The 26,369-nt window shown below is 70.4% G+C and carries 18 protein-coding genes; 12 read left to right on the top strand and 6 right to left on the bottom strand.

Annotated features, from left to right (window positions below; translation table 11 throughout):
• The first annotated feature begins 15 nt into the window (after positions 1-15).
• Positions 16-1,221, top strand: coding sequence for an acyltransferase family protein (locus ACWZJV_RS12580; protein WP_457181679.1), 1,206 nt, complete (start codon positions 16-18; stop codon positions 1,219-1,221).
• 2 nt (positions 1,222-1,223) lie between these two features.
• Here ACWZJV_RS12580 and ACWZJV_RS12575 read toward each other — a convergent pair whose 3' ends face one another.
• Positions 1,224-2,321, bottom strand: a complete 1,098-nt coding sequence (locus ACWZJV_RS12575; protein ID WP_457181678.1) for a glycosyltransferase family 2 protein — start codon at positions 2,319-2,321, stop codon at positions 1,224-1,226.
• Positions 2,312-5,857 (bottom strand): bifunctional glycosyltransferase/CDP-glycerol:glycerophosphate glycerophosphotransferase, encoded by a 3,546-nt coding sequence (locus tag ACWZJV_RS12570; protein ID WP_457181952.1) that lies wholly within the window; start codon positions 5,855-5,857, stop codon positions 2,312-2,314. Before ACWZJV_RS12570 ends, ACWZJV_RS12575 begins: the two co-directional genes overlap by 10 nt.
• Positions 5,858-6,189: 332 nt before the next feature.
• Between ACWZJV_RS12570 and ACWZJV_RS12565 the strand changes: the two genes are divergently transcribed.
• The 8 genes from ACWZJV_RS12565 to ACWZJV_RS12530 all read left to right on the top strand — a co-directional run bounded on the left by ACWZJV_RS12565 (position 6,190) and on the right by ACWZJV_RS12530 (position 15,030).
• Positions 6,190-7,110, top strand: a complete 921-nt coding sequence (locus ACWZJV_RS12565; protein ID WP_196872446.1) for a Rossmann-like and DUF2520 domain-containing protein — start codon at positions 6,190-6,192, stop codon at positions 7,108-7,110.
• Complete coding sequence (panC, locus tag ACWZJV_RS12560) at positions 7,110-7,976, top strand: pantoate--beta-alanine ligase (protein ID WP_457181677.1); 867 nt, start codon at positions 7,110-7,112, stop codon at positions 7,974-7,976. The genes ACWZJV_RS12565 and panC overlap by 1 nt, the downstream gene beginning before the upstream one ends.
• Positions 7,973-8,398, top strand: coding sequence for an aspartate 1-decarboxylase (panD, locus tag ACWZJV_RS12555; protein ID WP_008354878.1), 426 nt, complete (start codon positions 7,973-7,975; stop codon positions 8,396-8,398). The genes panC and panD overlap by 4 nt, the downstream gene beginning before the upstream one ends.
• Positions 8,399-8,407: 9 nt before the next feature.
• Entirely contained in the window at positions 8,408-10,063 is a 1,656-nt protein-coding gene (locus tag ACWZJV_RS12550) for an L-aspartate oxidase (RefSeq protein WP_008354876.1), read from the top strand.
• Entirely contained in the window at positions 10,063-10,992 is a 930-nt protein-coding gene (gene nadC / locus ACWZJV_RS12545; protein ID WP_457181676.1) for a carboxylating nicotinate-nucleotide diphosphorylase, read from the top strand. The genes ACWZJV_RS12550 and nadC overlap by 1 nt, the downstream gene beginning before the upstream one ends.
• A 10-nt stretch (positions 10,993-11,002) precedes the next feature.
• Positions 11,003-11,785 (top strand): type III pantothenate kinase, encoded by a 783-nt coding sequence (locus ACWZJV_RS12540; protein ID WP_008354873.1) that lies wholly within the window; start codon positions 11,003-11,005, stop codon positions 11,783-11,785.
• A gap of 121 nt (positions 11,786-11,906) precedes the next feature.
• Complete coding sequence (locus ACWZJV_RS12535) at positions 11,907-12,230, top strand: histone-like nucleoid-structuring protein Lsr2 (RefSeq protein WP_008354872.1); 324 nt, start codon at positions 11,907-11,909, stop codon at positions 12,228-12,230.
• 214 nt (positions 12,231-12,444) lie between these two features.
• Positions 12,445-15,030 carry an ATP-dependent Clp protease ATP-binding subunit gene (locus ACWZJV_RS12530; RefSeq protein WP_196872450.1) on the top strand — a complete coding sequence of 862 codons (2,586 nt, stop codon included), beginning with the start codon at positions 12,445-12,447 and terminating at the stop codon, positions 15,028-15,030.
• Positions 15,031-15,205: 175 nt separating this feature from the next.
• On the opposite strand, the gene ACWZJV_RS12525 is transcribed toward ACWZJV_RS12530, so the two are convergent.
• The gene (locus ACWZJV_RS12525; RefSeq protein ID WP_457181675.1) at positions 15,206-16,072 is read right to left on the bottom strand and encodes an A/G-specific adenine glycosylase; all 867 of its coding nucleotides are present in this window, start codon (positions 16,070-16,072) and stop codon (positions 15,206-15,208) included.
• A gap of 80 nt (positions 16,073-16,152) precedes the next feature.
• Between ACWZJV_RS12525 and ACWZJV_RS12520 the strand changes: the two genes are divergently transcribed.
• Positions 16,153-16,875: a hypothetical protein gene (locus ACWZJV_RS12520; RefSeq protein ID WP_008354866.1), complete on the top strand. Its 723-nt coding sequence runs from the start codon at positions 16,153-16,155 to the stop codon at positions 16,873-16,875.
• Between the two features lie 118 nt (positions 16,876-16,993).
• Here ACWZJV_RS12520 and disA read toward each other — a convergent pair whose 3' ends face one another.
• Both disA and radA read right to left on the bottom strand, forming a co-directional pair.
• Entirely contained in the window at positions 16,994-18,076 is a 1,083-nt protein-coding gene (gene disA, locus ACWZJV_RS12515; RefSeq protein ID WP_008354865.1) for a DNA integrity scanning diadenylate cyclase DisA, read from the bottom strand.
• Between the two features lie 88 nt (positions 18,077-18,164).
• Entirely contained in the window at positions 18,165-19,550 is a 1,386-nt protein-coding gene (gene radA, locus ACWZJV_RS12510) for a DNA repair protein RadA (protein WP_457181674.1), read from the bottom strand.
• 224 nt (positions 19,551-19,774) lie between these two features.
• On the opposite strand from radA, the gene ACWZJV_RS12505 reads away from it, so the two are divergent.
• Positions 19,775-20,812: a LacI family DNA-binding transcriptional regulator gene (locus ACWZJV_RS12505; RefSeq protein WP_457181673.1), complete on the top strand. Its 1,038-nt coding sequence runs from the start codon at positions 19,775-19,777 to the stop codon at positions 20,810-20,812.
• Positions 20,813-20,840: 28 nt separating this feature from the next.
• Positions 20,841-22,001: an NAD(P)/FAD-dependent oxidoreductase gene (locus ACWZJV_RS12500; RefSeq protein WP_457181672.1), complete on the top strand. Its 1,161-nt coding sequence runs from the start codon at positions 20,841-20,843 to the stop codon at positions 21,999-22,001.
• A gap of 2 nt (positions 22,002-22,003) precedes the next feature.
• Here the strand turns inward: ACWZJV_RS12500 and ACWZJV_RS12495 are convergent, their stop codons facing one another.
• On the bottom strand, positions 22,004-26,353 hold the full coding sequence (locus ACWZJV_RS12495; RefSeq protein ID WP_457181671.1) for a S8 family serine peptidase: 4,350 nt from the start codon (positions 26,351-26,353) through the stop codon (positions 22,004-22,006).
• Positions 26,354-26,369: the final 16 nt, after the last annotated feature.

Here is a 26,369-nt window from a genome sequence, read left to right as displayed (position 1 = left end):
CTGCTAGGACCCCACGTGATCGACGCTCTCGAGGCCACGGCCTCCAAGACCGACGCTTCCAAGACCGACACCGCCAAGCCCGACGCGACCAAGCCCGACGCTGCTCCGAGGACGCCTGCCAAGGCGCCCTCGCTGGGCCGGATGGCGGCCCTCGACGGCCTCCGCCTGCTCGCCGCGGTCGCGGTCATGCTGTATCACTTCACCGCCCGCGAGAATCCCGCGTGGGGCGAGGGGACGGTGCCGCCGGACATCTTCCCGGAGCTCTCCCGCTACACCATGTTCGGCCAGTTCGGTGTCGATCTCTTCTTCGTCATCTCAGGGTTCGTGATCCTGATGTCCGCCTGGGGCCGTCCGGTGTCCGCCTTCGTGACCTCGCGAGTGACGAGGCTCTTCCCGGCCTACTGGGCAGGGGTGCTGCTGACCGCGTTCCTGCTCGTGGTGCTCTGGCCCGAGCGCAAGGAGGTGCAGCTCAGCGACATCGCCACCAACCTGACGATGGTCCAGAGTGCCTTCGGGGTGAGCAGCGTCGACGGCGTCTACTGGACGCTCTGGTTCGAGCTCCGCTTCTACGTGATGATCGGTGTGCTGCTGCTCGTCGGGCTCACGGGGGCCCGCGCGCTCGCCTTCGCCGCGCTGTGGCCGACCGCGGCGGTGATGGCCGACACCGCCGGGTCCGGGTTGCTGGCCAACCTGCTGCTGGCCGAGTACGCCCCGCTGTTCGCATGCGGGATGGCGATGTACATGGTCGCCCGCGACCGCAGCTCGATGCTTGCCTGGCTGGTCCTGGCGCAGAACGTCGTGCTGAGCGTGACCTGGTGCGCCGGAAACACCCGAGACCGGTTGATCGGGTGGACCACCCTGGAGCCGACGGTCATGCAGTGCGTGCTGATGACGCTCGGCTGCATCGGACTGGTCGCGCTGGTCACCCTGACCCCGCTGCGACGGCTGAACAGCAGAATCCTGACCACGGCGGGCCTGCTGACCTATCCGCTCTACCTGATCCACCAGTACTGGGGCTGGTGGATCATCAGCGGCCTCCACAACGACCTCCCGCCCTACGCCGTGCTGGCGATCGCAGGGGGCGTCGCGATCACCCTGGCCGCGCTGGTCCACGTCCTCGTCGAGCGGCCGTTGGCGCCGATCCTCAAGCGCGGGATCGCCCGATCCTTCGCCAGCCTCGCCGCGCAGGAGCGACAGGTCTCGACCCGAGAGCGGGGGTGAGCTCAGACCCGCAGGACGTACGGGTCGACGCTGCTCAGATCGAGGTCGGGGATCTCGATGGAGGTGCCGTCGGCGCTGCGCGGGACGCGTCCGTGCTCGGCGATCCAGGCCGCCACGTGCTTGGCGACATCGTGCCGGTCGTTCTCCACGAGCCAGCCGAGGAGACGCTGGCCCGGCGGAAGGTGGGTATCGGCGAGCGACTGCCCGGACCAGATGTCGCGCACCATGGCGACGAGCAGGTCCCACCACTCGTCCGAGGCGGTCGGGATCGCCGCGAAGTAGCGTCGCAGGTCGCCCGGCAGGGTCTTGCTCAGGAAGGTCTCGAGCACGGCAGGAGAGCCGCCGGCGGCGACGTACTTCTCGACGGTCGCCAGCGACATCCTCTTGGTGGTGTGACGATCGCGCAGGTCGGCGACGGTCGAGCGCTGCTGGGTGATCGAGGTGCCGTCGGTGCGGATGCGCCAGTGGTAGACGAAGTCCGGGATGACGTCGAACGCCCTCGCCCTCAGGTAGGCCTCGGTCAGCGTGGGCTGGTCCTCGTAGCGCAGCCCTTCGGGCCAGGAGAGCTCGGCGTCGTCCCAGAACGTACGCCGGTAGACCTTGTTCCACGCGAAGACGTCGCCCAGGATGCGCGGGTCGGCGTCGATGGTGGTGCGTAGCCGCGCCGGGTTGTGGAAGCGGTGCATCCAGGTCGGCTCGGTGTAGTCGCCGTCCTCCCACCGGTAGATCGACCCGGTCACGAAGTCCGATCCGGTCTTCTCCAGCGTGTGCACCATGGTCGCGTATGCCTTCGGCGGCACCACGTCGTCGGAGTCGGCGAACGTGATGTAGTCCGCGCCCGCCAGGTGCCGCAGACCGATGTTGCGGGCGGCGCCGAGACCGTGGTTCGCGGTGCGGCGGACGCTCACGCGGGGGTCGCGCTCGGCGTACTCCTCGGCGATCACACCGGTCATGTCGGTCGAGCCGTCGTCGACGACGACCACGTGCAGGTTCTTGTAGGTCTGGCCCAGGATGCTGTCGAGGGCGGCGGGGAGCAGCGGCGCGATGTTGTAGGCGGGTACGACCACGCCGAGCATCGGCCGGCTGCGCCTCAGTCGCATGCCTCCGCCGCGGACAGCAGCGCGTCCACGGCGCGGGAGGCGGCGGCGCCGTCGTCCCAGGGGGCGAACTTCTCCCGGAAGGCCGCGCGCGCTCCGGCGTAGGCCTCGTCGGCGGCCGGTCCGGCGGCCAGGTGGGCGATCAGGGACTCGTTGTCGCTGAACAGCGGTCCGGGAGCGGCCTCGGCGAAGTCGAAGTAGAACCCGCGAGAAGCCTCGTACTCGGCCAGGTCGGGCACCAGGAACAGCTGCGGTCGGTCGAGGATCGCGAAGTCGAACATCACCGACGAGTAGTCCGTCACCAGCACGTCCGCGGCCAGGAACAGGTCGTTGATGTCCGGGTAGAGCGTCACGTCGCGGATCCGGCCGGCGAGCTCCGGGGCGACCGAGGCGCCGCCGGAGGTGTTGACGTGGCCACGCACGAGCACGGTGACGTCGGGCAGGGCCTCGACGACCTGCGCCGGGTCGAGGTAGAGCACCTTGGAGAAGGTGTCACGCCAGGTCGGGGTGTAGAGGAGCACGCGCTGGTCGTCCGCGATGTCGAGACGCCTCCGGATCGCCGCCCGGGCCTCGTCACGGTCATCGGCGGCGAGCACGTCGTTGCGCGGGTAGCCGGACTCGAGCACCTCGCCGTCGAACCCGAAGGCCCGCGGAAGGATCTCGGAGCAGTAGGGGCTCGGGCTGATCAGCCGGTCCCAGGCCCGTGCCTCGGCATCCATCGTCTTCATGTAGAGCACCGAGAGCCCGCCCTTGGGGTCGGTGATGTCCTTGGCGATGCGCTTGAGCGGAGTGCCGTGCCAGGTCTGGATGTAGGCCTGACCTGCAGCCTTCTGGAAGAAGAACGGCCAGTTGTCGTTCGTGACCAGATAGCGCGCGCGAGCCAGCAGCTCGAACCACTCCTCCGAGAACCGGACGACCGACCGGATCCCGTCGGGGACCAGAACCGAGCGGTCGTTGATGCTGTAGACCGGCTCCGGGCCGTCGCCTGCGCGGTGACGGGCGAGCAGCTCCCGCGCCATCGCCGCGGGGGAGTCGCCGGCCATCTTGCCCTTGAACGTCTCCAGCAGGACGACGGGAAGGCGCGAATCGAGGCGCTGCTCCAGGTAGCGATCGCGCAGCTGCTGCTGCCTGCGTCCGGCGCGTACGTCCACGGGCAGGGCGTGCGAGATCACGATCAGGCCCCACGAGTTGCTGATGCCGATGCGCACCGGAGCGCCGTGGATCTCGATGTCGATCGGGCCGTCCGCGCGCAGCGAGGTGGCGACCTTCAGATGGGCGAACTCGCGCACCGCACCGGTCGCGTCGAGGAGCTGCAGCTCGTAGCGGCCGGTCGGCAGCGCGGTGCGACCGAGCTGCCAGGCGTTGCGCGCGACCGGGAGCTCGATCTCGAACTCTCCGGCCGGAAGGGTGGCGCTCGCGATGGCGTCGGCGCGTCCCGAGGTCAGCTGCAGACGGTGGTCGGCGGCACCGAGGCTCACGCCGCGGAGCACCAGGCGCTCCTCGGTCGCGTCGATCGCGGTGATGTGCACCGACGGCTGGCGGTGGGTCACCCGGACGGTGTTGCCGCCGCTGCGCACGACGTACGCCTTTCCGGGGGCGGCCCCGGCCTCGGAACCGAGGACGTTGGCCTCCTCCGACCAGCGGACCGGGACGTAGGCGCCGGAGGTCAGCTTGACCTCGAGCTCGCGCGAGCGCCGCGGCTGGAACAGGACGGTCAGCGCGCCGTCGGCATCACGGCCGACCACCTTGCCGAAGTCGGGAGAGACGATCGGGTTGCGCTCGGGGCCGACGAGGGTGAGCTCGACGGAGCCATCGGGAGTGATGCGGTGGCCGTCGGTGCGGGCCCAGTCGTCGTAGACATGCACGCGGAACCCGTTGGCACCGCTGCCGCCGAGACGGACCAACCGGTCGGCCAGGACCCGACCCTCACGGAAGCCGGCCGGGCCCGACGGCACCTGGCCGGTGATGCCGGAGACCCGGGTGAAGTCACCCTGGGTGTGCTCGAAGTCGAACACCAGGTCCTGCTGGCCGGCGGGAGTCACCTCGGCGAGCTTCTGGGCGTCGATCCGGGCCTCGAAACCGGAGCCGGCGCGGTCCTCGTAGGCACGGTTGGCGACTTCGTCGAGCCACGGGTCGGTGAACCGGGCCACCGGGACCTCCATCTCGACGCCGTCGCCGTCACCATCGCCACGCAGGTGCAGCCGGAGCTCGTGCGTGGCGTAGTCGTCGGTGAGGTTCTGCAGGAAGGCGGCGCCGCGCAGCACCAGGTCGGAACCGTCCCAGGCGGCCGAGGTCAGCTGTACGCGAGGAAGCAGATCGACCTCCTCGACCCGGAGCGTCTCGGGCGGGAGCGTGCCGCGCTTGTCGAGACCCTCGGGGAGCACGAAGACCGGTCGGCCGTCGGCGACCCCGATCGGGCGGCCCGACTGGAACTGCTGGAACCACCCGCGCAGGTCGTCGACCAGCTCGAAGTCGTCGTGGCTCAGGGCCCAGGAGACGACGCGGTTGCGGAACTGGAGGCGCGCCCAGGTCTCCTCGGGGATCTCGTCGCGCAGGAACGCCAGGCGCTCGCGTACGGCATCGGCGTACTCGGCGTTGCCGGCACCGATCGCGGCCTCGACGTAGTTGGGGAAGTCGTAGTCGAGCAGCTTCACGAACCAGGTGTTGCGCACCTCGGTCGGGGCGTCGTGGACCAGCTCGGCGCAGCGGTCCTGGCTGAGGATGCGGTCGGCGAGGTCCTGCAGCGTCGCCTTCTGCTGGGTGATCGAGGTGCCGTCCTCACGCGTACGCCACAGGTAGACGCAGCGGTCGAGGATGTCGAAGGTGGCATTGAGATAGGCGCGGGTGATCGGGACCTGGTCCTCGTAGCGGACACCCTCGCTGAACTGCAGCCCGTGCGACTCCACGAAGCTGGTGCGGAAGACCTTGTTCCACGAGGTGATGTCGAGCAGCGCCCAGGGCTCGTCCTCGATGGTCAGGCCGGTGCGGGTCTTCCGGGTCAGCTTCTTCACCCAGTTGGGGCGGGTCGCCTTGCCCTGCTCGCCGCGCTCGAAGGCCGCGGTCACGAAGTCGGAGCCGGACTGCTCGAGCAGCTCGACCATCGCCTCGTAGGACCCGGGAAGGATGATGTCGTCGGAGTCGGCGAAGGCGACGTAGTCACCGCGGACGTGCTCCAGACCGGTGTTGCGGGCCGCGCCCAGGCCGCCGTTCACCTTGGTGACGATCTTGACCCGAGGATCGCGACGGGCGATGCGGCGTACGACGTCGGCGGAGCCGTCCGGGGAGCCGTCGTCGACGACGATGACCTCGAGCGCCTGCAGCGACTGGGTCAGGATGCTGTCGAGCGCAGCGCCGACCCACTGCTCCACGTTGTAGATCGGCATGACCACGCTGAGGACCGGCTTCGGGGCGAGCCCGACGGCATACCTCGCACGGCGCGCCTCCTGGCGGGCAACGCGGGCCACGCGCCTGGAGTCGACGTTCATCGTCCGGTCGATCGCGTCGGCGACGCGATGGGCCGCACGGCGGCGCGGGCTCATGGCTGACAAGGAGGGGGACCCTTCCCACAGGGGTACAAAGAAGTCGGCTGATGAGTGTAAGCGTTCAGTTCCCGTTCACCTGAATCAGTGGGGGTGGTCATCGTGTCGTCTGAATCACCCTCGTTCCGGCGCGATGCCAGGGCGGGTATGGAGGTCGGCAGGAGGGGTGACGCGTGCCACACCCGCGAGATGTTTCGGAAGGGTGACCGGCGGCGTACCTTTGTTTCGGCTCGGTCACGGTGGCCGAGCACGCAGGCACAACGTCTGGTACCCAACCCGGCTCCGCTCACAGGGGGAGTGGTCGGAGGGACTGGAACGAAAGGTCTACCACCATGAACCCACTCAGGGTGGGCGTCGTCGGCGCGGGTCGCGTCGGGGCCGTCCTTGCTGCAGCGCTTCGCTCCGCGGGTCACTCGATCGTCGCGGTGGCCGGAGAGTCCGACGCCTCTCGCGCACGCATCGCCTCGCTTCTCCCGGGGGTCCCGGTCGAGAAGCCGACCGCGGTCGCCCGTGCGTGCGACCTCCTTCTGCTCACCGTCCCCGACGACATGCTCGGCAACGTCGTCCGTACGATGACCGACGCCGGCGCGATCCGGCCCGGGATGTACGTCGCCCACACCTCCGGTCGCCACGGCCTGGCAATCCTGGAGCCGGCCGCCGCGATCGGCGCCCACGTGATGGCCGTCCACCCGGCGATGACCTTCTCCGGTACGTCGGTCGACCTCGCCCGGCTCTCGGGCTGCGTCTTCGGCCTGACCGCCGCCTCCCCAGCCGACCGGGCCTTCGCCGAGGCGCTGGTCCACGACCTCGGCGGCAACCCGATGTGGGTGCCCGAGGAGATGCGGACGCTCTACCACGCCGGGCTCGCCCACGGCGCGAACCACCTGGTCACCCTGGTCACCGAGGCGATGGAGATCCTCGCCGCGGCCGGCGCCACCGACCCCGCGGGGACGCTCCGCCCGCTGCTGACCGCGGCCCTCGACAACGCCCTGGATCACGGCGACGCGGCGCTGACCGGCCCGATCGTCCGCGGCGACGCCGGCACGGTGGCAGCCCACCTCGACGACATTCGCACCAACGCTCCGCAGACCCTGGCTTCGTACGTCTCGATGGCGCGAGCCACGCTCGACCGGGCCGTCTCCGACGGGCGGCTGCTGCCGATCCGGGCGCTCAAGATCAAGAACCTCCTCGACGAGGCCGACCGCGCCGCCGTACAGCCGCTGCCGCGTCCCGCCCACCTCTGGAACCAGTGATGACCGAGATCGCATCCACCCGCGAGGAGCTCGCGAAGCTCCTCGACCCTGCCCGCCGCGACGGCGCCGTCGTCGGCTTCGTGCCGACGATGGGCGCGCTCCACGAGGGGCACGCCTCGCTGATGCGGGTCGCACATGAGCGGGTCGGCGGAGGTCCGGTCGTCGTGTCGATCTTCGTCAACCCGCTGCAGTTCGGCGCCGGTGAGGACCTCGACCGCTACCCGCGCACGCTCGAGGCGGACCTGGAGGTCTGCGAGCGCGAAGGTGTCGACGTCGTCTTCGCGCCGTCGGTCGACGAGGTCTACCCCGGCGGGCTGCCGCAGGTGACCGTGGCCCCCGGCGAGCTCGCCGAGGTGCTCGAGGGCAAGACCCGGCCGGGCCACTTCGCCGGCGTGCTCACCGTCGTCGCGAAGCTGTTCGGTCTGGTCAAGCCCGACGTCGCCGTCTTCGGCGAGAAGGACTACCAGCAGCTGACGCTGATCCGCCGGATGTCGGCCGACCTGTGCCTCGGCGTCGACGTCGTCGGCGCGCCGACGCAGCGCGAGCCCGACGGCCTGGCCCTCTCCTCGCGCAACCGCTACCTCACGCCCGAGCAGCGGGAGGAGGCGACGACGCTGTCGCGGGCCCTCTACGCCGCGCAGCGCGAGGCCGTCGCAGGTGTCGAGTCCGCGCTCCAGGCGGCGCGCGCCGAGCTGCGCCGGACGAAGGGGGTCGACCTCGACTACCTCGTGGTCACCGACCCCGCGCTGGGAGCGCTGCCCACCGACCCGGAGCCGGGCACCGAAGCCCGGATCCTCATCGCCGCCCGGGTCGGCACGACCCGACTCATCGACAACATGAGCCTCACGATCGGAGCATCCCGATGACTCGTCTGCGCACCATGATGACCGGCAAGATCCACCGCGCCACGGTCACCCAGGCAGACCTCCACTACGTCGGCTCGGTGACCGTCGACGCAGATCTCCTCGACGCCGCGGACATCCTCCCCGGCGAGCTGGTCTCCATCGTCGACATCACCAACGGTGCCCGCCTGGAGACCTACACGATCGCCGGCGAGCGCGGGTCGGGCGTCCTGGGGATCAACGGCGCCGCCGCCCACCTGGTCCACCCCGGCGACCTCGTCATCCTCATCGCGTACGCGCAGATGACCACCGAGGAGGCCAAGGCGTTCGAGCCGCACGTCGTCCACGTCGACGAGGCCAACCACATCGTCGCGCTCGGCTCCGACCGGAGCGAGCCGGTTCCAGGGACCGACCAGATGCGTGGACCGCTCGTTCTCACGCAGTAGCGTGCCGCTATGAACATCGAGCTGCTCTCCGCCCGCGATCCGGGCTGGACCGAGTGGGCGGACGTGATCGTGGTGGGCTCGGGGATCGCCGGGCTGACCGCGGCACTGCGGCTGAAGGACCAGGTCGAGCGGGTCGCCGTCGTCACCAAGGACGTGCTCCAGGCCGGCTCGACGCAGTGGGCCCAGGGCGGCATCGCCGCCGCGCTCGGCGAGGGTGACACCCCCGCCCAGCACGAGGTCGACACGCTCGTGGCGGGCGCCGGGGCGTGCGACCTGGAGGCCGTACGCGTCCTGGTCGGTGAGGGCGCCGAGGCCGTCCGCGAGCTCATCGAGTGGGGCGCCGACTTCGACAAGGACCCGGAGGGCAACCTGTCGCTCACCCGGGAGGGCGGCCACCGCCGCGACCGGATCGCGCACGCCGACGGCGACGCGACCGGAGCCGAGATCCAGCGCGCGCTGATGGAGGCCGTCCGGCGCGCTCCGGAGATCCTGGTCTTCGAGCACGCCATGGTGGTCGACCTGCTGACCGCCGCCGACGGCGGCGTTGCCGGCCTGACCATCCACGTGATGGGCGAGGGCGACCCCGACGGCGTCGGGATCGTGCGTACCCGGGCCGTCGTGCTGGCCTCCGGCGGCCTAGGCCAGGTCTTCTCGCAGACGACCAACCCCGCGGTCGCCACGGCCGACGGGATGGCGATCGCGCTGCGGGCCGGTGCGACGCTGCGCGACCTGGAGTTCGTGCAGTTCCACCCCACGGTGATGTACCTGGGTGAGGACTCCCGTGGCCAGCAGCCGCTGATCTCCGAGGCCGTACGCGGCGAGGGCGCCTTCTTGGTCGACTGGGACGGCAACCGGCTCATGAAGGGTGTCCACGAGCTCGAGGACCTGGCGCCGCGCGACATCGTCTCCAAGGCGATCATGAAGCGGATGCTCGAGACGGGCCGCCCCAACATGTGGCTCGACGCCCGCCATCTCGGACGCGAGTTCTGGGAGAAGCGGTTCCCCAACATCCTCGCCTCCTGCGAGCAGCACGGCGTCGACCCGTCTGTTGATCTGATTCCCGTCGCCCCGGCGTGCCACTACGCCTCCGGTGGTGTGCGCACCGATCTGTGGGGCCGTTCGGACGTGCCCGGGCTCTACGCCACCGGCGAGGTCGCGTGCAGCGGTGTCCACGGCGCCAACCGGCTCGCCTCCAACTCGCTGCTCGAGGGGCTGGTCTTCTCCCGCCGGATCGCCGAGGTGCTGCCCGGGGAGCTGCGCCAGCTCGAGGATCCCGCCCCGGGTGCCGGCCGCGTGCTCGTCCCCGGCACCACCCTCAAGCAGCTGCAGGAGACGATGACGACCAAGGTCGGTGTCCTCCGCAACGCCACCGGTCTCGCCGAGGCGATCGACGAGCTCGAGCAGCTCGGGAGCGCGCCGGCGACCGAGATCGACCCCGCCGCCTGGGAGGCGACCAACCTGCTGACCGTCTCCCTCGCCCTGGCGAAGTCCGCGCTGCTGCGCAAGGAGACCCGCGGGTCCCACTGGCGCGAGGACTTCGCCGAGCGCGACGACGCCGGGTTCGCCGGCCACTTCGACGTTCGGCTCCGGGACGGCGAGACTGTCGTCAGCTTCACCCCGGCCCCAGCGACCGACCGCATCACCACAACCATGGCAGGAGCCTGATGACCATCCGACGCGTGCCCTTCGACGAGATCCCGCAGTCGCTGCGCGAGGAGCTGACCAAGGCCGGCCTGGACGCCGGCGAGGTCTACGACGCCGTCGAACTCGCTCTCGACGAGGATCTGCCCTCGGCCGCTCCCGGTGAGATGCCCAGCGAGGACGTCACGTCCGTGGCCACGATCGCCCCCGACTCGACCGGGATCGGCGTCTTCGCCGCCCGGGAGGACGGCGTGGTGGCCGGCCTCGGCGTGGCCGAGCTCGTCTTCGCGTACGTCATGGGTGACTCGGTCACGGTGACCGACCGCGTCAAGGACGGCTCCAAGGTGAAGGCCGGCGACGTCATCATGCGGATCGCCGGGCCGACTCGCGGGCTGCTGACCGCGGAGCGTACGGCTCTCAACTACGCCTCCCACCTCTCCGGTGTCGCCACCGGTGTCGCGGCCTGGACCGAGGCTCTGGAGGGCACCGGCGCGCAGGTCCTCGACACCCGCAAGACGCTGCCGGGCTTCCGGGCCCTGGAGAAGTACGCCGTGCGCTGCGGCGGCGGTGCCAACCACCGGATGTCGCTGTGCGACATGGCGCTCGTGAAGGACAACCACATCGTCGCCGCCGGCGGCGCGGTGCAGGCCTACGAGGCCGTGAAATTCGCCTACCCGGACGTGCCGATCGAGGTCGAGGTGACCACGCTCGAGGAGCTCAAGGCGCTGCTCGACGCGGGTTGCGGCCGGATCATGCTCGACAACATGTCGACCGCGATGATGAAGGAGGCCGTCGAGATCACCGCCGGACGTGCGGTGCTCGAGGCGTCCGGCGGCCTGACTCTCGACCGGGCCCGCGAAGTCGCCGAGACCGGTGTCGACTATCTCTCTGTCGGTGCGCTGACCCATTCGGTGAAGGTCTTCGACATCGGCTTCGACCTGTCCGAGGGCTGAGGCGCCCGCCATGTCCCTGCTCGCTGTCAACATCGGCAACAGCCACACGGTTCTCGGGCTGATCGCTGATGGCGTCGTGTCGGCGGACTGGAAGGTCTCCACGCTCGAGCACCGCACCGCCGACGAATGGTGGGCGCTGCTGCGGGGGATCCTCGGCGATGCGTTGGTGGCGAGCGTGGACGGCGTGGTGGTGTGCGCGACCGTGCCCTCGGTCCTGCACGAGTGGCGCGAGATGCTCGCCCGCCATCTCGGCTCGGTCGAGAGCGTGGTGGTCGAGCCGGGCGTACGCTCCGGCATCCCGATCCTCATGGACAACCCGCGCGAGGTCGGCACCGACCGGATCGCCAACGCGGTCGCGGCCGTGGCGCTCCACGGCGGCCCGGCGATCGTGGTCGACTTCCGCGGCACGGCGACGACCTTCGACGTGGTCAACGCCTCCGGCCAGTACGTCGGCGGCGCGATCCTGCCGGGGATCGAGCTGTCGCTCGAGGCGCTGGGGCGGCGTGGCGCGCAGCTGCGGAAGGTCGAGCTCGCCCGGCCACGGTCGGTGATCGCCAAGAACACGGTCGAGGCGCTGCAGTCCGGAATGGTGTTCGGAGTAGCCGCGCAGGTCGAGGGTCTGGTCGCCCGGATCATTGCCGAGCTGGGTGTCTCCGCCGACGAAGTGACGGTGATTGCGACCGGCTATCTCGCGGAGTTCGTTCTCGATGAGAGTAAATGCTTCTCGGTGCATTCTCCGTGGCTGACGATGCAAGGTCTGGAACTGATATTCCAGAGGAATGTCGGTCGTTAGCGTTTTTCGGTATGCCACCCTGTTGATTCATCTGGATGATATGTAATGCTATGCGCATCTCGCTTAACCGCGGGGCCTATATTCGGCCCGTTTCCGGGTGAAGAGCAGTGAAGGTAGGAACATGGCTAAGAAGGTTCAGATCATCCTCGAGGATGACATCGACGGCTCGGAAGCTGCGGAGACGGTGTCTTTCGCCCTGGACGGCACCTCTTACGAGATTGATCTCAGTGATGCCAATGCGGCAAAGCTCCGTGATTCTCTCGCGCTCTTCATCGGTCACGCCCAGAAGGTGAGCGGCCGTCGCGGCAGCGCCAAGAAGGCTCCCGCCGCCGGCGGGTCCACCCCGAAGGTCATGCGCGAGTGGGGGAAGGCCAACGGTTACACCGTGCCCGACCGTGGTCGCATTCCGGCCGAGGTCCGGGCCGCTTTCGAAGCGGCTCACTGACCGGCTGATCTCGCCGCACCGAACGACCGGCTGCCGTGCCCTCCGGGGCGCGGCAGCCGTCTTTGTGTCGTCGTCCGTGTGGGCGGCGCTGTCCGGCGTACGGAACGCGTGTTCGCTCTCAGCGCACGGATCGCGTTGTGTTGTCGGGAACGCGTAGGCTGTCTGCGGGGTTGAATCTTGGTGACGCCCCAGAATTCTTAGGAGAGATGCGTACATGTTCGAGCGGTTCACTGACCGAGCCCGCCGGGTGGTCGTGCTGGCCCAGGAAGAGGCCCGCATGCTCTCCCACAACTACATCGGGACCGAGCACATCCTGCTCGGCCTGATCCACGAGGGCGAGGGCGTCGCGGCCAAGGCCCTCGAGTCCCTCGACATCTCGCTCGAGGCGGTCCGCAACCAGGTCGAGGAGATCATCGGCCAGGGGCAGCAGGCACCGTCCGGGCACATCCCGTTCACGCCGCGTGCCAAGAAGGTGCTCGAGCTGTCCCTGCGCGAGGCGCTGCAGCTCGGCCACTCCTACATCGGCACCGAGCACATCCTGCTCGGCCTGATCCGTGAGGGCGAGGGCGTCGCCGCCCAGGTGCTGCAGAAGCTCGGCGCCGACCTCAACCGGGTCCGCCAGCAGGTCATCCAGCTGCTCTCGGGCTTCCAGGGCAAGGAGGGCCAGGCCGGCACCTCCGGCGCGACCGCGTCGACCGGCACCACCTCCACCGAGGCTCCTTCTTCCAGCCTCGTACTCGACCAGTTCGGCCGCAACCTGACCCAGGACGCCCGCGAGGGCAAGCTCGACCCGATCATCGGTCGCGAGGGCCAGATCGAGCGCGTGATGCAGGTGCTGTCGCGGCGTACGAAGAACAACCCGGTCCTCATCGGTGAGCCCGGCGTCGGCAAGACGTCGATCGTCGAGGGGCTGGCCCAGGACATCGTCAAGGGCAACGTGCCCGAGACGCTCAAGGACAAGCAGATCTACACCCTCGACCTGGGTGCGCTGGTCGCCGGCTCGCGTTACCGCGGTGACTTCGAGGAGCGCCTCAAGAAGGTGCTCAAGGAGATCAAGACCCGCGGCGACATCGTGCTGTTCATCGACGAGATCCACACCCTCGTCGGCGCCGGTGCGGCCGAGGGCGCGATCGACGCCGCCTCGATCCTCAAGCCGATGCTGGCTCGTGGTGAGCTGCAGACCATCGGTGCGACCACGCTGGACGAATACCGGAAATACCTGGAGAAGGACGCCGCTCTCGAGCGCCGTTTCCAGCCGATCCAGGTGCCGGAGCCGTCGATCGCCGTCGCGATCGAGATGCTCAAGGGCATCCGCGACCGTTACGAGGCCCACCACCGGGTGACGATCACCGACGAGGCCCTGGTCTCCGCGGTGACCCTGGCCGACCGTTACATCTCCGACCGGTTCCTGCCCGACAAGGCGATCGACCTGATCGACGAGGCGGGCTCGCGGCTGCGGATCCGCCGGATGACGGCCCCCGCCGACCTGCGGGAGTACGACGACAAGATCGCCGACGTGCGCCAGCGCAAGGAGGCCGCGATCGACGGCCAGGACTTCGAGGCGGCCGCGCGTCTGCGCGACGAGGAGAAGCAGCTCATCGCCAAGAAGGCTGAGCGTGAGAAGGCCTGGCGTGCCGGCGACATGGACGAGGTCGCCGAGGTCGACGAGGAGCTGATCGCCGAGGTTCTCGCCGTGGCGACCGGCATTCCGATCGTGCAGGTCAACGAGGAGGAGTCCCAGCGCCTGCTGCGCATGGAGGACGAGCTCCACAAGCGCGTCATCGGCCAGGACGAGGCGGTCAAGGCCCTGTCCCGCGCCATCCGACGCACGCGTGCCGGTCTGAAGGACCCGAAGCGCCCCGGCGGTTCGTTCATCTTCGCCGGTCCGTCCGGTGTCGGTAAGACCTGGCTGTCCAAGACGCTCGCCGAGTTCCTCTTCGGTGACGAGGACGCGCTGATCCAGCTCGACATGTCCGAGTTCGGCGAGAAGCACACCGTCTCGCGGCTCTTCGGCTCGCCTCCGGGCTACGTCGGCTACGAGGAGGGTGGCCAGCTCACCGAGAAGGTGCGCCGCAAGCCGTTCTCCGTGGTCCTCTTCGACGAGGTCGAGAAGGCCCACCCGGACATCTTCAACTCGCTGCTGCAGATCCTGGAGGAAGGTCGCCTGACCGACTCCCAGGGCCGCGTGGTCGACTTCAAGAACACCGTCATCATCATGACCACCAACCTCGGCACGAGGGACATCGCGAAGTCGGTCAACCTGGGCTTCTCGCAGGCCAGCGACGCCGCGGGCTCCTACGAGAAGATGAAGTCGAAGGTCTCCGACGAGCTCAAGCAGCACTTCCGTCCGGAGTTCCTCAACCGTGTCGACGAGGTCATCGTGTTCCCGCCGCTGTCGCAGGAGCAGATCATCTCGATGGTCGACAACATGATCGGTGCCGTCGAGATCCGCCTCAAGGACCGCGACATGGGCATCGAGCTCACCACGGCCGCGAAGAAGCTGCTCGCCGAGCGCGGTTTCGACCCGGTCCTGGGTGCCCGTCCGCTGCGCCGCACGGTGCAGCGCGAGATCGAGGACGTGCTCGCCGAGAAGATGCTCTATGGCGACATCGGCCCCGGCTCGATCGTCGTGGTCGACGTCGAGGGCGAGGGTCCGGCCGCGAAGTTCACCTTCGAGGGCCAGAAGCGCTCCTCCATCCCGGACGTACCTCCTCTCGAGGGCGCGACCGTCACCGATATCGAGCTCCCCGACCAGGATGAGCCGATCAACATCGAGAAGCCGAAGCCCGACTCCGAGTAGTCGGTCAATAGCGACGCCCCGGCCGTTTAGGCCGGGGCGTTTGCTTTATCCCCCGCCGAGTCGGCAGAAATGCCGGCCGAGGCGTCAGTTGTGGCTGCCGAGACGTCAGTTGTGGCGGGCGAAAGTAGAGTTTCGTCCGCCATTTCTGCAGTTTCGGCTGGAGGTGGGCTGGAGGTTAGGGGAGGGCGAAGAAGTCCGGCTCCACCTCGGCGGCCAGATTGTCCTTCAGCAGGCCCTCCAGGGCGCGTTTGCGTTGGGCTTCGTCGGACCAGACGACATCGAGGCGGCTGCGGTGGACGGGGGAGTCGGCGTCGCGGAGCACGGCGAGAAGCCGGCCGCGACACTGGCGGTCGGTGCCGGCCCAGGTCTGGACCTTGCGAGGAGGGCCGTCGTACGCGGGGTGGCCGGCGGCGCGCCAGGCGCACTGGTCCGTGACGGGGCAGCGGGCGCAGGACGGGTTGGCGGCCGTGCAGACGAGGGCGCCGAGCTCCATCACGGCGACCGACCAGGTGGCGGCGGTCGGCTCGTCGTGGGGGAGTACGCCGGCGGCGAGCTCCCGCTCGGCCTTGTTGACCGACTGGGCGGGGAACTCGACACCGCTGAGCGTCCTGGCGAAGACGCGGCGTACGTTCGTGTCGAGGACGACGTGGCGCTTGCCGTAGGCGAAGGTGGCGATGGCCGCCGCGGTGTAGTCGCCGACGCCGGGGAGTGCGATCAGCTCGTCGTAGGAGTCCGGCACGTCGCCGCCGTGTTGCTCGACGATCGCGGTGGCGGCGGCATGCAGGCGCAGCGCACGACGGGGGTAGCCGAGGCGGCCCCAGGCGCGTACGGCCTCTCCGGTCGGCTCCGCGGCCAGGGCGGCCGGGGTCGGCCAGCGCTCCAGCCAGGCCTCATGGATCGGGAGCACGCGGGAGACCGGGGTCTGCTGGAGCATGAACTCGCTGACCATCACCGACCACGGCGTCGCGGTGGCGGATCGCCACGGGAGGTCGCGGGCGTTGGCGTCGTACCAGTCCAGAACGGCGTCATGGAGTTCGGTCACACCCCGATTGTGCCGTGCGACAGGTATTGCCACGGAGTGGCACCCCGAAACCTGGGCGAAGGGTCATTACGGTGTCGCCTATGGCCCGTGCGAGAAGGAGTGGAGGACGACTGCCGGCCTCGGTCTACTGGCGCCGGCGGCTGGCGGTGCTCGGCATCGTCATGCTCCTGATCGTCGGGATCTCGCGCTTCTTCCTCAACGGATCCGACGCGTCGGACGACACCGCGACCCCGGTGGCCGACGAGCCCACCGCGACGGTGACGGTCACGCCGACGCCCAGCGCGGAGCCGTCGAAGAAGGCGGGGAAGGTGGGCGGCGGCAACAAGCCCGCGAAGCCGAAGAGCAGCGCGCCGCCCGAGCCGACCGGCGAGTGCTCGCCCTCCGACATCGTCGTCGAGCCCGCCGTCACCAACGGCTACTCCTACGACAACGTCACCATCCCGCTGCAACTGCGCACCGTGAAGGCGACCGCGTGCACCTGGAAGCTGTCCGCCGACGCGCTCCAGGTGCGGATCTCGCAGAAGGGCGGCGATCTGGTCTGGTCCACGGTCGACTGCCCCAAGGCGGTGCCGACCAAGGAGATCGTCGTACGCCGCGACGTCGTCACCACGCTGCCCCTGACCTGGACCGGCCGCCGGGTCGTCGCCGGCGAGTGCACCGGTCACGGCCCGTGGGTGAAGCCGAACTTCTTCACGATCGTCGCCGCCGCCCTCGGTGGCGAGCCGTCATCGGCGACCTTCGGCCTCTACAAGCCGGGCACCGCACTGTCGCGTACGGAACCGGACTCCCCGGTCAGCCGATAGCCGAGCCGTCGGGTAGGTCGGCCGAGGCGTCACTGACGTCGGCCGAGTTGGCAGCGCGTGCCAGCTCGGCCGATGCGACTGACGCTTCGGCCGACCGGGCCGACGCTTCGGCGAGGGGTCAGACGTAGCGCTCGAGGATGGTGGACTCGGCGAGGCGGGAGAGGCCCTCGCGGACCGAGCGGGCGCGGAGCTCGCCGACGCCCTCGACGGCCTGGAGGTCGTCGACGCTGGCGGAGAGGAGCTTCTGCAGGGTGCCGAAGTGGTCGACGAGGCGGTCGACGACGGCGGGTGGGAGCCGGGGTACCTTCGCGAGGAGGCGGTAGCCGCGCGGAGCGACGGCGCCGTCCAGCGCATCCGAGGTGGTCAGGCCCAGGACCCGGGCGGTGGCGGCGGGGTCGACGAGCTCGGCGGAGTTGAGCGCCTCGAGCTCGGCGAGGAGCTCCTCGGGCGAACGCGCGCGACGGCCGCGCGGGAGGTAGTCGCGGATGACCATCTCGCGCTCAGCGTCGACGCCGGTGATGAGCTCCTCCAGCTGGAGGGACAGCAGCCGGCCGTCGGTGCCGAGCTCGAGCACGTAGTCCTCGATCTCGCGGGCGATACGGGTGACCATCTCGAGGCGCTGGGCGACGACGGCGACGTCGCGCACGGTCACCAGGTCCTCGATCTCCAGCGCCGACAGGGTGGAGGCCACCTCGTCGAGCCGCAGCTTGTAGCGCTCCAGGGTCGCCAGCGCCTGGTTGGCGCGGGAGAGGATCTGGCCGGAGTCCTCCAGGACGTGGCGGGTCTCCCCGACGTACGCAGCGATGATCTGCATCGACTGGGACACCGAGATCACCGGGTGACCGGTCTGCTTGGCGACCCGGTCGGCGGTGCGGTGCCGGGTGCCGGTCTCGGTCGAGGGGATCGTGTGGTCGGGCATCAGGTGGACCGCGGCCTGCACGATGCGGCTCAGCGAGTCGTCGACGATGATCGCCCCGTCCATCTTGGCGAGCTCGCGCAGGCCGGTGGAGGTGAACGGCACGTCCAGCGTGAAGCCACCGGTCGAGATGGCATCGACCATCTTGTCGTGGCCGAGCACGATCAGCGCGCCCGTGCGGCCGCGAAGGATGCGCTCGAGCCCGTCACGCAGCGGTGTTCCGGGCGCGATCAGAGCGAGCGTCTCGCGCAGTCGGATGGAGTCCGCGGTGCGGTCGGCGGGCACGAGATTCCTTTCGGAGTGGGATGGGGTGATTCTAACCGTGGATCCAACCGTAATGCCGAGAACGATCGGCCACGAGTCACCAAGCCGATCACACCAAGCGGAGGAATTCCAGCGCGGCACTGATGCTGTGGACCTCAAAGACACGCATCCCGTCGACTTCACGCTCATTCGGGCGATTGGGCACCGGAGCCCCGGGATCGGCCGGGACGACTGCGACCGTGAACCCCAGCCGCGCCGCCTCGGAGAGCCGCTGGTCGAGGTCGCGCACCCGTCGCAGCTCGCCGGCCAGGCCGATCTCACCGAGTGCCACCACGCCGCGTGGCGTCGGCGTGCCGGTGTGGCTCGAGGCGACCGCGAGCGCCATCGCCAGGTCGGCGGCCGGGTCGCTGATCCGGGCCCCGCCGACGGTCGAGGCGAACACGTCGCGGCCCGAGAGACCGACCCGCGCGTGGCGTTGCAGCACGGCGAGGATCATCGCGAGCCGGGAGCCGTCCAACCCCGAGGTCGTACGCTTCGCCCGCTCCTCCGCACCCAGCACGGTCAGCGCCTGGATCTCGGCGAGCAGCGGCCGGCGACCCTCCATCGTCACGGTGACGCACGTGCCGGGGACGGAGACGTGATGGGTCTCCACGAAGAGACCCGACGGATCGGTGACAGCGACGATGCCCTCCGAGGACAGGTCGAAGCAGCCCACCTCGTCGACCGGGCCGAAGCGGTTCTTCATCGCCCGCACCATCCGGAACCGTGAGTCCCGAGCGCCCTCGAAGTGGAGGACCACGTCGACCAGGTGCTCCAGCACCCGTGGCCCGGCGATCGCCCCGTCCTTGGTCACGTGGCCGACCACGACGGTGGTGATGTTGCGGGTCTTGGCGACCCGGATCAGCGCCGCCGCCACCTCGCGCACCTGGGTCACGCCACCGGGGACGCCCTCGACCCCGGAGGCGCCGATGGTCTGCACGGAGTCGACCACGATCAGGTCGGGCCGGGTCTCCTCGATGTGGGTCAGCACGGCGCCGAGGTCGGTCTCGGCGGCGAGATAGAGCTCGTCCTGGATGGCATTGGTCCGGTCGGCGCGCAGTCGCACCTGTGACGCCGACTCCTCGCCCGTCACATACAGTGCACGCCGCCCGTAGCGCGCCGTCTGCGCGGCCACCTCCAGCAGCAGCGTGGACTTCCCGACACCCGGCTCACCGGCCAGCAGGATCGCGGCTCCCGGCACCAGCCCGCCGCCGAGCACCCGGTCGAGCTCCGGCACCCCCGACGTACGCCGCTCCGACTCGGTCACCGACACCTTCCCGATCGGCACCGCGGCGGTGGAGACGGGGGCCGCCGGCGTACGTCCGATCGGGGCCGCCGTCTCGGCGACCGACCCCCAGGCCTGGCACTCGCCACAGCGACCGACCCACTTCCCGGTCTCCCAGCCGCACTCCGAGCAGCGGTAGGTGGCGCGTTTGGACGAGCGTGCGGTAGCCATGGCCAGCAACTTAGACCAAGGCACCGACATCCGATCCTGCGTCGCCGCGAGGCACGAGCGGCGGCGCAACGGGAGGAGGTCGAGCGAGCGCAGCGGGTGAGCCCGCGAACCCGCGAAGCGGGTCGAGACCAACATTGACCCTGAAAGCGTCCCAAGGGGCCGGCAGTCGTTACCATGGCTTGGAACGATCCAGAGTTCCACATCGGCATCAAGGGAGGCAGAGCGTGGCGGTGCCGCGTTCCGGCGGTCATATCTCGGCCGCTCCGCCGACCCTGGCGGACGTCGCGGAGCTGGCCGGCGTGTCCCGGCAGACGGTGTCCAACGCGGTCAACAACCCTGACCTGCTGCGTGCCGACACCCTCGCCCGCGTGCAGGACGCGATCGACAAGCTGGGCTACCAGCCCAACCGCGCCGCCCGGAGCCTGCGGACACGAGCCAGCCATCTGATCGGCCTGCGGATGCCCGCCCTCCAGGAGGGCACGGCCAACGCGATGATGGACCGGTTCGTGCACTCCTTCGTCGAGGCCGCGGCCGAGACGGGCTATCACGTGCTCCTCTTCTACGGGGACCCCGCCGACCCGCTCGACGGCTACGACGAGCTGCTCCGCTCGACCGCGGTCGACGCGTTCGTGGTGACCGACACCCACCTCGGCGGCCAGCAGACCACCTGGCTGCAGTCCCGCCGGGCACGGTTCGTCTCCTTCGGCCGCCCGTGGACCCAGCCCGACGCCAAGCATCCCTGGGTCGACGTCGACCTCGCCTACGGTGCCGAGATCGCCACCGAGCACCTGATCGAGCGCGGCCACTCGAAGATCGCCTGGATCGGCTGGCACAAGGACTCGCTCCTCGGTGAGGAGCGGAGAAGCGGCTGGATCCACGCGATGCACACCCACGGCCTCTCGACCACCGGCCTGGCCTCGCGCACCGAGGACTCGATCAGCTCGGGCAAGGCCGCCGCCGACGCGATCCTCGACGAGACCGAGCCGACCGCGCTGGTCTGTGCCTCCGACACGCTCGCGATGGGCGTGCTCCACTCGCTCTTCGAGCGGCGCCTGCGGCTCGGCGAGGACGTCGCGGTGGTCGGCTTCGACGACTCCCAGGTCGCGCAGACGGTGCCGCCGGGGATCACGTCCGTACGTCCTCCGCTCGAGGAGGCCGCGCGCGAGCTGGTCAAGGCGCTCGAGGAGCTGCTGGCCACGCCGTCCTACGCCGCGCCCGGTGTGATGCTGAAACCGGCCCTGACCGTCCGCGGGTCTTCATAGCCAGACCGATCCGCGGGACGATGGCGTCATGGGAACTGAGCAGATCGTCGTCATCGGTGCTGGTCTCGCGGCGGTCAGCGCCATCGAAGCCCTTCGCGACGAGGGGTACGCCGGCCGCCTGACCCTGGTGGGGAAGGAGCCGGAGCTGCCCTACGAGCGACCGCAGCTCTCCAAGGACTTCCTCTCCGGCGCCAAGGAGTTCAAGCTCTCCCACGACGAGGCGTGGTTCGCCGAGAAGGACGTCACCCTCCTGACCGGCACCACCGCGACCGCCCTGAACCTGGACGCCGGGACCGTCACGCTCGACAACGGCGACGAGCTGCCCTTCGACCAGCTGCTCCTGGCCACCGGCGCCGACCCGAGGACGCCGCCGATCCCGGGCGTCGAGAACGCGATGACCCTCCGCACCGTCGAGGACGCCCGCCGCCTCAAGGAGGCGATCGAGCCCGGGACGCGGGTGGTCGCGGTCGGCGGCGGCTGGATCGGGCTCGAGGTCGCGGCATCGGTGACCGCGCTCGGTGGGAAGGCGGTGGTGCTCGAGGCGGCCGCGCAGCCGCTGCTCAACGTCCTCGGCCCCACCCTCGCCGAGCACGTCGCCGCCCTCCACATCCGCCACGGCGTCGAGGTCCACACCCAGACGACCGTCGAGGCGATCGAACCCGGGCTCGTACGCACCAGCGCCGGTGAGATCCCCGCCGACATCGTGCTCGTCGCCGTCGGAGCCGCACCGGCCACGAGCCTCGCCGCCGACGCCGGCCTCGAGGTCGGCGACGGCATCGTGGTCGACGAGGGGCTGCGTACGTCTGATCCTCGGGTCTTCGCCGCGGGCGACGTCGCGCTCGCGAAGCACACCGTGCTCGGCCCGCTGCGGGTCGAGCACTGGGACAACGCGATCAAGCAGGGCCGGCTGGTGGCCCGGTCGATGCTGGGGAAGGACGGTGCCTACGACTGGCAGCCCTACTTCTTCACCGACCAGTTCGAGTTCTCCATGGAGTACGTCGGCCGCTCAGCCCCCGAGGACGAGGTGATCCTCCGCGGCGACACCGAGGGCGACGCGTTCATCGCCTACTGGCGGCGCGGCGCCACCGTCACCGCCGGCATGAATGTCGGGATCTGGGACGTCAACGACAAGCTCCGCGAGCTGGTCGGGACCGATGCCGATCCCGACCAGCTCACCGATATGTCCTGATCTCAGCGGATCGCGCTCACCAGCGCATCGGTCGCGGTGCGGACGACCCCACCTCGGCTGGTGCCTGCGTACAGCCACCTGCCGTCCTGGCTGACCGCGAGATCGCGGATGTCGAGCGCGGTGAGGCCACCCGACGCCGGCTGCCACGTCCTGCCCTCGTCGGTGCTGACGAAGGCCCCGGCGCCCGAGGCGAGCACCCCGTCGCGGACGAGGTCGGTGCTGCCGGCGACGAGCACACGCACGGCCTTGCCCGGCCTGCCGCCGGCATCCGCCGAGACCGCGACCTCGACCGAGGCGACCGCGCCGACCGCCGCGCGCAGGTTCGGGATCGCCGACCTGTGGAACTTCTTCCCGCCGTCCGTGCTGACCAGCGCGCCGCCGTCCGTGCCCGCGAGCACGACGTCCTTCTCGACCGACAGCGAGCGGACGGGGCCGTCGGCGATCTTCGTGAGCGTCGCGCCGAGGTCGTCCGAGCGGTACAGGCCCTCGCTCGCGGCGATCCACAGCCGCTCGGGCCGGGACGCGTCGAACTCGATCGCGCGGACCGCGAGGTCGTACGGATGCGTGGTCCACGTGGCGAACCCGTCGGTCGAGACGAGGATGCCGTGCTCGGGCTCGGCGCCGTAGGTCGTCGCGACGGTGCGGTCCCTCAGCGGTGACACCGCGACGTCTCCGACCTCGACATGGGGTCCGACGCGGGTGTCGGTGCCGTCGAGCGAGCGGCGGATCAGCTGCGTCCCGAGGAAGCCGTCCTGCCGGACCCACCACACGTCACGTGCGCCGATCGGCGACTGCTCGACGTCCAGGGCCGTCAGGCCGATCCAGCCCTCGTCGCCCGTCAGGCCCCAGTCGAGAGCGCGGCCGGTACCGAGATCGCCCTGCTTGCGCTCCTTGATCCCCTGGGCGTCGCCCGTACGCAGCACGGGCTCCTTCGCGGCATCGACGCCGACCGCCAGGCTCCACGTGTTGCCGCCCGCCAGCGGATACCTCGTCCAGGCGTCGCGGTCCTCACCCCAGACGCCGGCGTTCGTGGTCACGACGAGCCCGTCCCCGCCCTGCCACGCGTCGACGTCGCGTACGTCGCGCGTCCCCTCGGGCAGTGCGACCGGCGTCGCGGTCGCGCCGTGGTCGGTGCTGGCGTACAACCGGTCGAAGAAGCGCAGATAGGTGGTGTCGCCCGCCACCGACAGGCCGAGCGTGTAGGCGCCGGGCACCGGCTGCGACGACTTCCAGGTGGCCCCGGCGTCATCGGACCGCAGCACGGTCGCATCCTCGGTGTCCCACACGGTCGCGATCACCGTGTCGCCCGCGACCGCCACGTCCGAGAGCGAGCCGATGCTGCTCTCCGGCGCGAGGACCTGCGTGACGGTGCCGCGTGCCTGACCGGTCAGGTCGACCCGCCACACTCCGTCGAACGTCTGCACGTACGCCCGTCCGTCAGCCACCGCCAGGTGCTCGACCGACTCCGTCCAGCCGGTCGGCACGAGGTCCCAGGTCCGGCCGTGGTCGTGGCTGAACCGCAGCCCCGCGGCGGTCGCGACCGCGACCGTGGAGCGGTCGGCGCTCACCGCCTGGATCTGCTCGTCGGGGAGTGACGTCACCTCCCAGCTCTTCCCGCCGTCCGCGCTGTGCAGCAGGCGGCCCTGGTACGTGGCGTCGAGCACGTCGTGCCCGGCCATGCCGTTCACGGCGAGCCAGAACCCGCCGGGCACGGCCGGGTCGGCCGCCGGCAGGCCGACGCCCGCCGCGACGGGCATCGAGCGCACCCGCGTCCAGGTCTGGCCGCCGTCGCTCGTCCAGAACGGGCTGATGCCGTCCTGGACGACGTGGATCGCCGTGCCGGCGCGGTCCGGCGAGGTCACCGTGAGCCCGCCGGTGAAGATCGGGCCCACCTGCTCCCAGTCGCCGCGCTTGTCCGTCCCGAGCGCCACGAGAGACCCGGCCCCGCCGAGCCGCCGTCCCTCGGCGGTGGTGCCGGTCGCGTCGATCCGGTGGACGCCCGCCTCCCGCAGCTCGAGGTCGGCGGCGTACCAACCGGGCCGGCCGTCCTGCGGCGACAGCGTCACGGTCGTGCGCCGGCCCGAAGGGGCCACGACGTCGGCGGACGGACGGTCCAGCGCCGCCGGTGCCTGCACGACGACGCGCGTCGCGCTGTCGACGACATCCGGTGTCGCTCGGACGACGAGCGGGCGCACCAGCAGCGCGTACGGCACGCGCACGCTCGCGGCGCCCTTGCCGGCGCCGGTGGCGACGAGCTCACCCGACACTTCGCCGGACCGGTCGCGGTGGCCGGGGGTGAGGGTGATCCTCACCTCGGCCCTGCCGCCCGGCTTCAGCGTGAGCGACCCGGCCGACAGATCGACGCGGCCGTCGCTGACCTCGGACGCCTCGGCGCGCAGCTTGAGCTTCTGCGTCGTCCTGCCCGAGTTGGTCAGCGTGACGGTGGCCGTGCGTGAGCGGACGTCGCCCGCCGTGTCGGCGAGGCCCAGCGAGAGCGCGTCGGGCGAAGCGGTGACGTCCTGCGCCACTGCTCGGTCGACCGCCAGCGCTCCGGCGCCCTGGGTGAACGGGCTGACGTCGGCATCGGTGCTGTCGAGCTCCCGTGCCGACCCGATCAGACGGGCGCGGATCTTCAGGGCCGACTCGTCGGGGTGGGCCTGGCGTACCAGTGCCGCGGCACCCGCGACGTGCGGCGCGGCCATCGACGTCCCGGACAAGCGGTAGGCGTTGCCATCGATGCCCTGCCAGGCGGGGATGTCCGAGCGGATCTCGACGCCGGGAGCGACGATCTCGGGCTTGAGGGCCGTGCCGGCCGGACCGCGTGAGCTAAACGACGCGATCAGGTCGGTGGCGTCCTTCCCCGTGATCGTCGCGGTGACCTTGCCGTCGAGCACGGCCCGGCGGATGTTGCCGTAGTCGCCGCCGTAGAGCGACATCATCACGAGCGTCGTCCGGCGCTGGTCCCAGCCGGCCTGGGCCGTGAGGTCACCGCTGCCGCTGGCGTCGGTCTCGAAGCCACCCATCGGGCCGTCGCCGGTCCCGGCCTCGGCGTTGGTGGGCTGGTAGACGAGCGCACCGACCGCGCCTTGCTGCTCGGCGAGCTCGGAGAGGTACATGTCGTAACCGGTGACGGCCTGCGCCGTCGGGCTCTGATAGACGACGATCGCGCCGGTCACGTCGCCGACGCGCTCGTAGTCCTCGGGAGTGCCCGAGCCCACGTCGATCACGCGCGCGGTCACGGGCTTGGGGCCGGGATTCGCGGACAGCGGGTAACGGCGCATCGAGCCGGCCGGCACGGTGGCGCCGCGGAGGGTGATCGACGGCGTACGGATGCCGGTGGTCGAGGCGCCGACCGCGATCACGCTGGGCGCGCTCGCGGGCGAGCCGACGGTCTCGTCGTACGGACCGGAGTTGCCCGCGGCGGCGACCACCACGGTGCCCGCCTCGACCGCTGCCGTCGAGGCGCGGGCGAGCGGGTCGTCGTCCTCCACCGGGCCGCCCAGGCTCATGTTGACCACGTCAGCGGGGTGCGCGCCTGTCGGGTCGACCGCGGCCTCGAAGCCGGCGAGAACGTCGGACATCATGCCCTCACCGTTGGCGTCGAGCACTCGCCACGCGGTGATCGAGGCGTCGGGTGCCACGCCGGTGGTCGTCTCGGCTCCTGTTCCGGCGACGATGCCGGCGACATGGGTGCCGTGGTAGTGCTCGTCCATCGGGTCGTCGTCGCCGGCGACGAAGTCGTAGCCACCGACGACCTTGTGCCCCTCGCCGAAACCGCCGCCCAGGTCGGCGATCCCGTAGTCGACGCCCGTGTCGATCACGGCCACGGTCATACCCTCGCCGCGTAGCGCGGTGCCGTCGGCGTCCTTCTCCTCCCAGGCCGCGGGGGCGCCGGTGGAGGGGACGGAGTCGACGGTCAACGCGTGCATCTGCACATCGCGGGTGACGTACGCGACGCCGTCCGCGGCGGAGAGCTCGTCGAGGCTGCGCTCGGGCACCTCCGCGATGACGGCGTTGATCAGGCCCGTGACGCTCCGGCTCTCGTCGACCGGGATGCCGTCCGCCCGGAGACGGTCGACGGCGGCGTCCTGCTCGGTGGCGATGTCGTTCGCGGCCGCGCTGTAGGTGGCCGACAGAGCGTCCTGGATGCCGACGTCGCCGGTCGCGGATCGTGACTCCGCGATCCGGTCGGCGCCGACGCGCTCCACGGCGCCGGGGCTGTCGAACTCGATGATGACGGCGACGGACTCGCCGGGCTCGGCCGCTGCGCTCATGGGTACGAGGACCGAGCCTGCGAGCACGGCGGGCACCGCCAGCGCGACGGTGACGCCGCGACAGGAAATGGGGGACATGGGTGGCCTTCCGGTG

This window comes from Nocardioides sp. WG-D5 (assembly GCF_054031175.1).
This window is presented reverse-complemented; position numbering and strand designations above follow the sequence as displayed.

Excerpts from the sequence above, each read along its gene's own strand:
- ACWZJV_RS12520 (WP_008354866.1), top strand. The coding sequence starts at position 16,153 with ATGGCCCGTGCGAGAAGGAGTGGAGGACGACTGCCGGCCTCGGTCTAC.
- radA (WP_457181674.1), bottom strand. The coding sequence starts at position 19,550 with ATGGCTACCGCACGCTCGTCCAAACGCGCCACCTACCGCTGCTCGGAG.
- ACWZJV_RS12550 (WP_008354876.1), top strand. The coding sequence starts at position 8,408 with ATGAACATCGAGCTGCTCTCCGCCCGCGATCCGGGCTGGACCGAGTGG.
- ACWZJV_RS12530 (WP_196872450.1), top strand. The coding sequence starts at position 12,445 with ATGTTCGAGCGGTTCACTGACCGAGCCCGCCGGGTGGTCGTGCTGGCC.
- ACWZJV_RS12540 (WP_008354873.1), top strand. The coding sequence starts at position 11,003 with ATGTCCCTGCTCGCTGTCAACATCGGCAACAGCCACACGGTTCTCGGG.
- ACWZJV_RS12495 (WP_457181671.1), bottom strand. The coding sequence starts at position 26,353 with ATGTCCCCCATTTCCTGTCGCGGCGTCACCGTCGCGCTGGCGGTGCCC.
- ACWZJV_RS12575 (WP_457181678.1), bottom strand. The coding sequence starts at position 2,321 with ATGCGACTGAGGCGCAGCCGGCCGATGCTCGGCGTGGTCGTACCCGCC.
- ACWZJV_RS12535 (WP_008354872.1), top strand. The coding sequence starts at position 11,907 with ATGGCTAAGAAGGTTCAGATCATCCTCGAGGATGACATCGACGGCTCG.
- ACWZJV_RS12565 (WP_196872446.1), top strand. The coding sequence starts at position 6,190 with ATGAACCCACTCAGGGTGGGCGTCGTCGGCGCGGGTCGCGTCGGGGCC.
- ACWZJV_RS12500 (WP_457181672.1), top strand. The coding sequence starts at position 20,841 with ATGGGAACTGAGCAGATCGTCGTCATCGGTGCTGGTCTCGCGGCGGTC.
- panC (WP_457181677.1), top strand. The coding sequence starts at position 7,110 with ATGACCGAGATCGCATCCACCCGCGAGGAGCTCGCGAAGCTCCTCGAC.
- panD (WP_008354878.1), top strand. The coding sequence starts at position 7,973 with ATGACTCGTCTGCGCACCATGATGACCGGCAAGATCCACCGCGCCACG.
- ACWZJV_RS12570 (WP_457181952.1), bottom strand. The coding sequence starts at position 5,857 with ATGAGCCCGCGCCGCCGTGCGGCCCATCGCGTCGCCGACGCGATCGAC.
- nadC (WP_457181676.1), top strand. The coding sequence starts at position 10,063 with ATGACCATCCGACGCGTGCCCTTCGACGAGATCCCGCAGTCGCTGCGC.